The sequence below is a fragment of the Clostridium sp. OM05-6BH genome (assembly GCF_003481635.1).
Lineage (GTDB): Bacteria > Bacillota > Clostridia > Lachnospirales > Lachnospiraceae > Butyribacter.
In genome coordinates this window covers 77,372-86,112 of the sequence record NZ_QULH01000012.1, presented here as the reverse complement: position 1 = coordinate 86,112, position 8,741 = coordinate 77,372, and the positions used below count along the sequence as shown (strand labels likewise).

Below are 8,741 nucleotides of genomic sequence, written 5' to 3'. Positions count from 1 at the left end.
CACCACATTTCTGTGATGTGAGATTTCCTTAACTTAATGCCATTGGGAATAATCCATCTGCCTTTTTCATATGTGTTAAATAAATCCATGATATTGTGAGGATGGTTATGCTTAATTATCTTTGGGGGTATATGATACTGATCGGTATTGGATTTGGCATACTGACCGGCGAGGTGGAGGCTCTTAGCAATGCGGCTATTGACAGTACGGGCGAAGCTGTAACAATGGCGATCACTATGCTCGGCATTATGTCTATGTGGACAGGATTGATCGAGATTGCCAAACGTTCCGGCCTGTTAGACCAGATCACCAGAAAACTGGACCCTGTCCTGCATTTTCTATTTCCACGCATTCCAAAAGATCATATTGCAAAAGAGTACATCAGCGCTAATATCGTTGCTAATTTATTAGGGCTGGGCTGGGCAGCGACTCCTATGGGACTGAAAGCTATGAAAGAACTGGCAAAAATAGAGCGGGAGCGTCTTTCTGATACCGGCAGACCGATCCGCAAGGCTTCCGATGAAATGTGCACTTTTTTGATCATTAATATTTCATCACTGCAGTTGATTCCGGTCAGCACGATTGCTTACCGTTCCCAATACGGTTCCGTCAATCCTGCAGCCGTTGTGTTCCCCGGTCTGATCGCCACCACTATCAGTACGATCGTCGCTATTATTTTTTGCAGGATCATGTGCCGTAAGGGAGAAAAATAGGCGGTGCAGTTATGCACTGCCTATCCCCCGCTCTACTTTATACCCGCAACAGGAAATTCAAGTTTTTCCATCGTCCTACTCCATACCTACAACAGTAAAATCAAGCTTTTCTATCGTATCCTTGATGAGCGATTCATCGACATCTTTGTATAGAGATACGACGGCTATTTTTTTATTCAGTTTCACTTTACAGATCACACCGTCCAGCTCATTGACATGCTTCTCAATACGATTTTTACAATTCTGGCAATGCATTCCTTCAATATGAACAGTAAGCTCTCGAAGCTTCGGACCATCCATCTTTTTCTTAGGTACCTTTTCCTTTGGTCCTCCACAGCAGTCTCCTTCCCCTTTCATATGTTTGACTGTCGTACGGATTGCCGGGATCAAAATGATCACAATGATCACGATCGCAATCCAATTGCCCGATGTCTGTGCTGCCAAATAATTTACCATATTTACCACCTGACCTTTCTAACTCTGCTATCTTCTTCCGCTCCCTAAAGCACCGCTGTTCGTAAAGAGGCATAACCATCCATCTGATCATATAGAGAAAAGACCGCCTGTTTTTTGCAAAACAAACGGCCCCATCACTATTTTTTCTGTTTTGTTTTCTTTGACCCAGCTCCGCAATACTTTGTGCAGGAACCAGCCGAAGGACAGCCAATGCATCTTACACCCTTTTTCTTAGATTTGACAATATAAAAAATCGACACTCCTAAAATAAGCGCAATAACTAATATTGCGATCAAGTTTGCAATAATGCTTCCCACAATAACCATCCCTTTCTATTGATTCTATGAAATCTTCCACAGCGGAAGATACGTTGCCATATCTTCTGACGCCGTGAAGTTTTCATATATACATTAATCTAATTGATACTCTGTATCAATAGCTCTGTTACCTTTGATGATCAGACTAACGATCACTGCCGCAAAAATTGCTATTGCAATCAATCCTGCATAGAAACCTGGAGTAGAAAGAACTGCTGCAGGTCCGGAGACGATCATTGTACCGATCTGGTATACCAAATATCCAACTGTGAAACCTGTTGCAAGCTGTAAGCAGATACCACCAAGCAGCCACTTACCACTCTGCATCTCAGAGTTCATAGCACCAAGTGCAGCGAAACATGGTGGTGTATAAAGGTTGAACATTAAGTATGCAAGTGCTGCCACTTTTGTCAATCTCATAACATCAGCTACCGCATTACCGGAACCTACTAATGCAAGCTCATCAGTATCAATGAAGTTTGTAATTGCAAAGCAGGTAGCGATTGTACCAACTACATTCTCCTTAGCAATAAATCCCGTGATTGCTGCTGCTGCAAGCTGCCATGATGCAATTCCAACGACAGGTACTAACAGATAAGCAAACGGGCCGGCAATACTTGCCAGAATAGAAGTACTCTCCTGTCCCTCTTCGATTGCCTGAAGATGCCAGTTAAAGGACTGCATCAACTGTACTACAGTATTACATACAAGGATTACGGTACCAGCCTTAACGATGTATGCCTTACCACGATTTAACATAGATAAAACACCGATCTTCAAGCTTGGAATCTTATATTCCGGAAGCTCAATAATGAAGAAGGACTTTCTATATTTCATACCGGTAATTGCTTTGATAAGCAATGCTCCCAAAAGTATCAAAAGAATTCCAACGAAATACATCAATGGACCTACCCATTTTGATTTCGGGAAGAATGCTCCTGCAAACAATGCGATTACAGGCATCTTAGCGCCACATGGCATAAATGTTGCAAGCATCGCTGTTGTTCTACGCTCACGCTCATTCTTAATGGTACGACATGCCATGATAGCAGGAATACCACAACCGGTACCGATAATCATAGGGATGACGGATTTACCGGAAAGACCTACTCTCTTAAAGATTGGATCCAGTACGACTGTTGCACGTGACATGTAACCACAGTCTTCAAGTAATGCGATAAGGAAGTACATCACCATTACGAGTGGAAGGAAACCAACAACGGCGCCTACACCACCGATAATACCATCACAAAGGAAGGATACTAAGAATGCACTTGCGTTAGCTTTTTCCAAACTATCTGTCGCCCAACCCTGGAACTGCTCGATCCATCCGGTCAGGATATCTGCCAAATATGTACCTAAAGTAGACTGTGAAATATAGAATACCAGGTACATTACTACTGCAAAGATTGCAATACCGATTACAGGATGTGTGATAACAGAATCAATCTTATCCCCAATTGTCTTATCCTTTGTAAGCACTTTACGATTCTCTACTTCTTTCACAATAGCATTTACAAATGCAAAGCGCTTTCTATCAGCAGCTTCTACCTCATCTTTGTCATGAAGATTAACTTCACCCTGTATATACGGTGCCTTCTGACCGGATCCCTCTAACTCTGCTGCCTGAGCAACAACTTCTTTTAGTCCTTCATCGGATGTGGATACTGTTTTAAGCACCGGACAGCCAAGTTTCTGAGACAACAGTTCTGTGTTGATCTTTGTCTCTTTCTTCTCATTAATATCGCTCTTATTCAAAGCTACGACAACCGGAACACCAAGTTCCAAAAGCTGTGTTGTAAAGAACAAGCTACGGCTCAAATTGGTAGCATCTACGATGTTAATAATAACATCCGGATGCTCGTTCTTTACATAACCGCTTGTAATGCTCTCCTCTGATGTAAACGGTGACATGGAGTATGCACCCGGAAGATCGACTGCGATCAACTCTTTGGAGCCGTCGTAATACGCCTTCTTGATCTGGCTTTCTTTCTTATCAACGGTAACACCAGCCCAGTTACCGATCTTTTCATTTCTTCCCGTTAATGCGTTGTACATAGTGGTCTTTCCACTATTGGGATTACCGGTTAACGCAATTCTCATAACGAAACCTCCTTGTAAAATGACAAATTATCAAATTCTTTATATTAAAATAGCTTTCGCCAGTTCAATATCAATGTTGTATCTGGCGTCCTTGATCGAAACCACCAGATTTCTCTTTTTACGTGCAACGACTGTAATCGGCTCACCACTGTAGCACCCAAGTGAGAATAAGAATGCACTCATTTCATCATCGTTTGTTGCAATCTCTTCTACTACATATTCTTTTCCTTCTACTGCATCATTCAGAGTCATATGTTTTCCTTTCCGCTCCTGTCCTTCCTCGCACAATATAGTTCGTTACTAACAGCAATCTGTTGCGACTTCTTTTCGTTAGGTCTATCTATCGTGTGAAAGTTGACACATATTTAGGTTAGCTCTATCTAACCCTATAATAATTTAATACAATCTTTTTCTTTTGTCAACAAAAATATAAATTTTTTCAAAAAGAAATAGAACAAAGTAAAAAAGCTGCCTTACAAAGCGGCAGCTTTTTGAAGATAGGATTATAATGTCAAAATAGATCTTCCCATTCAAAACAACGAATATTTGTCCACATTCTGGAAATACGTTTATTTTGTTCATCGTCAAAACATTGCATGATCGCACTGCGCGTGATCACATCACGCGGCGGATAACCGGCAAACACCTGTCTGCGTTCCTCACCTACAGGCACTTGCAGCACATAGTCCTGTGAAGCATTCTCATCTTCTTCAGTAAAGAAATACCTTAACGAATATGGCACAGTATCCGTATCTTCATCTTCTGCACCATAACACCAGTCTGCGTATTCATAGATCAAAGGACTGTCACCACCGGAAATCACGGAAGTATAACCGATATAATACATATTCTTGATCACATTATCGGGGCGGGACAGGAAATTTACAAAGGCTTCTGCAGCCTGCTGCTTCTTTGCATCCGACCGAACGCCTTTTTTAAGCATACACCAGCCGTCAAACCACAGATTCGAGGCTTCCTTCGGTACGGCAAAGCTCAGCTCAAGCCCATCTTCTTCCGCCTGGTCCATGGTATACACACCATCACCGGACCACTGCATATTGGCAACGACTTTGCCGGTAACCATATCCGCTTTACCACTGTCTGTCTCCAGCGAATACGCATTTTCGCGCATATCTCCAAGGATCTCCTGAATCTCATCCACTGCTTTCACACTCGTATCATTCATTTCCTCAAAAAGACGATTCGAATAATCAGGAGCCTGTGTAAACTGCTGTGAAGATAGCTCCTTTTCTTTGCGGATCGCCTGCGCCACAATATAGGAATCTCGGATACTGTCTTTCATCGTGATACGTTTACGATATTTGGTATCCAACAACATGGACCAATGATCGGTATCTTTTTCATCCACTTCCTTTGGATTATAGACAATCCCCATTGTTCCCCACATATAACCTGCACCATACTTGGATAACTCTTCTCCGTCAATCTTTAACTCATCAAAACGTTTCCTTATATAGGGGGAAACTCCTTTCGCATAGTAGTTATCCGGATCCGAGGTGTCATAAAAACTGCTCGAAAACGGTTCCAATCGATGCTCTTTCATCAACTTCATGATCATATATTCTGATGGACAGATCAGATCAAAAGTATCTCCCAAAGTAAGCTGATTGTACAAATCTTCATTTGTGCCAAACGTGGAATATTCCACTTTGACTTTTTCACCGTATTTCTTTTCATACCATTGCTCAAACAGCTCCGTCATCTCTTCCTTTCCGAGAATTTTCGTGCCGTCCGCAAGCTCGATCGTCTCATCCTCAGACCAGCCGCCCTCATCAATGTATTCCTCCCAATTCGCCACGCGAAGTACTGTCACATCATCTTCCGACTGCTTTCCACAACCGACACACAATGCTGACAGCAAGAACAAAACACACAATGCAATTCCTTTTTTCACGGTTTTTCTACATTCCTTTCTACAATCGTTATACATTTATTCTGTCATTCTACATTTGTCGACTTTTTTAGATCTTTGCTGTTTATCACAACCACAAATAGCACCACCAGCAAAAATATTACCGTTGACAGCGCCCAAAGAGCCGTCTTGATCTCTGTCCGTGCTCCACGTGTCGCATTAACCACATACGTACTGATCGTATTAAACGTAGCAGGTTTGGTATACGTAGTTATGAAATAATCATCTAACGACAAGGTCACTGCAGTCATAAAGCCTGCCGCAATACCCGGTACCAGCTCCCGAAAGATTACGGTACGAAGTGCCTTTGCCGGAGTACAGCCAAGATCTAATGCCGCCATATACATATCCGGATCCATCTGCTTTAGTTTGGGAAGCACTGACAAATATACAAATGGCGTACATAATACCGTCTGTCCGACGATCAACGGAATATAAGTATCTTTATCGATCCCGGCAAAAACGATCAACAGTACACATATTGAAAATCCAGTCACAACATCCGAATTAACTACCGGTATCTGATTCACAAGTTCGATACTCATGCGTGTCTTTTTGGAAGAGTAAAAAATTCCTATTGCACCTAACGTCCCTAATATACTGGATAATACAGCTACCAAAAGTGCCAGAAAAACTGTGCCTATGATCATATCTGTCAGCTCTTTGGTCGTAAATAACGTGACATAATTATGCACAGAAAATCCACGGATCGATCCGATCATCGTCGACTTTGTAAAACTATACACCGCTAAGATCAAGATCGGCAGATACAAAAATGCAACGACAAGCATAAGCCACACTGTCTGTAATCCTTTCTTTTTCACAAAGCTGCACCTCCCCGCTGAATATCCCCATCATCACCGGTTATTTTGCCGGTGATCCAAGTGATGCCAAAAATAATGAACAGCAGTACCATTGAGATCATAGAGCCGTTATTCCAATCATATGTATTGAAGTAACTTCCGATCAGACTTCCCATGATATACGTACTGTTATACACCATGTCTAATACAACATAATTCGTCATTGCCGGCAAAAACACCATTGTCACACCGCTGATGATCCCCGGCATACTGAGCGGCAGGATCACCTTAAAAAACACCTGATGACGTTTTGCCCCAAGATCTGCTGCCGCCTCCGGCAGTGCGCCATCTAACTTCAACAGCACCGTATAGATCGGTAGGATCATAAATGGCAAAAAGTCATAGACCATGCACAGCACCGCATTAAACAGCGGGTGAAATGCCAAGTTACCCTCGATCAGGTTTAACACTTCTTTGAGTGCCGTGATACGAAGCGTAAAATTGATCCACATCGGCGTCACCAAAAGAAGCATCCATACACCACTTTTGCGAAATCCCCCTCTTGCCAGAATATACGCTGTCGGATACGCAATGAACAAACAAACGGTTGTCGTCAGCAATGCGATCACGAAACTGTAAAATAACGTTCCTAATGTTTTTCCATTTGTAAAAAAATGTTGAAAGTTCTCTACGGTAAATTGTCCCTGCCCATCAGTAAATGCGTAATAAAGCACAACAAACAATGGCAGTACGACAAACAATATCAAAAACAGGATATACGGAATCCCTAACTGTTTTCTTGTAAAATGCATCTGTCTCCTCCATGAAATGATCCCGCTACCAAGGCAGCACTAATAAATGATCACTCTGCTAATGTAACGCTGATGCCTGTATCCGGCACGACAACACTAACGTAATCTCCAATGTTCCACAAATATTCATCATATACAAAATACAACTCATCATTGCTTGAACGCACTTCATAACTATAATGATCTCCCATATAGATCAACGAATCAATATGCCCCTGTACCAAACCAACTTGTGGGTCATCGCTAAGCTGCGCCTGTCTTGGATTTATATAGACAACCACCTTGCGTCCCTCTGTCTCGAGCGGATGACCGCTCTTATCATAAAGAACTCCATCCTGCAATGTCGAACCCGGAAAAAGCTTTGTCATATCCACTTTGATACTTCCATCCACCAGACGAATACGCATCGCATCATCGATCATGCCGGTGAAATGATTTGCCTTTTCATTAAAATGCATCAAATGAATACTATCCGGCAAGATATCAACACCAACTTTCGTTCCCTTGGCAATATCTCCGGAAGCCTGAGCGACAATCTCATCTTTCTCATTGTGCAGGACCGTGATCTCGTGAAAGGTTCCCTTAAATATAGAAGACAGCACCTCGCCCTGAAGTTTTCCCTTGCCGGCCTCCGTCAAAACAACGTCTTCCGGACGGATCACCGCCTGTACACGCAGTCCCTCTTTAATGTCATCCACACAATCAAACTCTGTTTGGCAGAAAGAGACCTTCTTGTGCCCTGTCATAACACCGTTAAAAATATTGCTTTCTCCGATAAAATCCGCTACAAAAGCATTCTTTGGCTCATCGTAGATCTCCTCCGGCGTACCAACCTGCTGAATCTCACCATTGGACATGACAACGATCTTATCCGACATGGTAAGTGCTTCCTCTTGATCGTGCGTCACAAAAATAAATGTGATGCCAAGTTGTTCATGCATTAATTTCAGCTCCAGCTGCATCTCTTTGCGCATTTTGTAATCCAATGCACCAAGCGGTTCATCCAAAAGCAAGATCTCCGGCTCGTTGACGATCGCACGTGCAATCGCCACACGCTGCTGCTGACCACCGGATAACGTATGCACCCTTCGCCTTTCAAAGCCCTCCAGATCCACCACATCTAATACATGGCGCACTTTCTCGTCAATGACATCTTTGGGTAATTTCTTTAGCTTGAGGCCAAACGCAATGTTATCGTATATATTCAAATAAGGAAATAACGCATATTTCTGAAATACGGTGTTGATCGGACGCTCATTGGGTGGCAGTTTACTGATATCCTTACCGCCCAGCAATATCTGGCCGGACGTCGGCAGCTCAAATCCACCGATCATTCGCAGGATCGTCGTCTTGCCACACCCGGACGGACCTAATAACGTTACAAATTCACCTTTTGCGATCGATAAAGAAACATTATCAACGGCGGCAGTGTCCCCCTCATAACATTTGGAAATATTTTTTAATTCAATAATGTAATCTCCCATAGTCATCCTCCACATGCATAATCTAATGGAATATTACTCTAGTATCCTGCGAAGGTCAATATTTTATGGGGAATTTTCTCCAGTTTTTTGTCCGAATATCCACTCTTTTTTCCATTGCAA

Annotated in this window: 8 protein-coding genes; 1 reads left to right on the top strand and 7 read right to left on the bottom strand. The window is 42.6% G+C overall.

Annotation, left to right across the window (positions count from 1 at the left end; translation table 11 throughout):
• The first annotated feature begins 107 nt into the window (after positions 1 to 107).
• Positions 108 to 713 carry a nucleoside recognition protein gene (locus DXB73_RS10495; RefSeq protein WP_118691096.1) on the top strand — a complete coding sequence of 202 codons (606 nt, stop codon included), beginning with the start codon at positions 108 to 110 and terminating at the stop codon, positions 711 to 713.
• 75 nt (positions 714 to 788) lie between these two features.
• Here the strand turns inward: DXB73_RS10495 and DXB73_RS10490 are convergent, their stop codons facing one another.
• The 7 genes from DXB73_RS10490 to DXB73_RS10455 all read right to left on the bottom strand — a co-directional run bounded on the left by DXB73_RS10490 (position 789) and on the right by DXB73_RS10455 (position 8,621).
• A complete protein-coding gene (locus DXB73_RS10490; protein ID WP_118691095.1) occupies positions 789 to 1,169 on the bottom strand; it encodes a heavy-metal-associated domain-containing protein in 381 nt (126 codons plus the stop codon).
• Between the two features lie 410 nt (positions 1,170 to 1,579).
• The gene (locus tag DXB73_RS10480) at positions 1,580 to 3,589 is read right to left on the bottom strand and encodes a ferrous iron transporter B (protein WP_118691093.1); all 2,010 of its coding nucleotides are present in this window, start codon (positions 3,587 to 3,589) and stop codon (positions 1,580 to 1,582) included.
• 39 nt (positions 3,590 to 3,628) lie between these two features.
• Positions 3,629 to 3,841: a FeoA family protein gene (locus DXB73_RS10475; protein WP_118691092.1), complete on the bottom strand. Its 213-nt coding sequence runs from the start codon at positions 3,839 to 3,841 to the stop codon at positions 3,629 to 3,631.
• Positions 3,842 to 4,100: 259 nt separating this feature from the next.
• Entirely contained in the window at positions 4,101 to 5,504 is a 1,404-nt protein-coding gene (locus DXB73_RS10470; protein WP_243104060.1) for an ABC transporter substrate-binding protein, read from the bottom strand.
• 44 nt (positions 5,505 to 5,548) lie between these two features.
• Entirely contained in the window at positions 5,549 to 6,346 is a 798-nt protein-coding gene (locus tag DXB73_RS10465; protein ID WP_022026136.1) for an ABC transporter permease subunit, read from the bottom strand.
• Positions 6,343 to 7,137 (bottom strand): ABC transporter permease, encoded by a 795-nt coding sequence (locus DXB73_RS10460; RefSeq protein WP_118691090.1) that lies wholly within the window; start codon positions 7,135 to 7,137, stop codon positions 6,343 to 6,345. Before DXB73_RS10460 ends, DXB73_RS10465 begins: the two co-directional genes overlap by 4 nt.
• A gap of 50 nt (positions 7,138 to 7,187) precedes the next feature.
• Positions 7,188 to 8,621 (bottom strand): ABC transporter ATP-binding protein, encoded by a 1,434-nt coding sequence (locus DXB73_RS10455; RefSeq protein ID WP_347559536.1) that lies wholly within the window; start codon positions 8,619 to 8,621, stop codon positions 7,188 to 7,190.
• Positions 8,622 to 8,741: the final 120 nt, after the last annotated feature.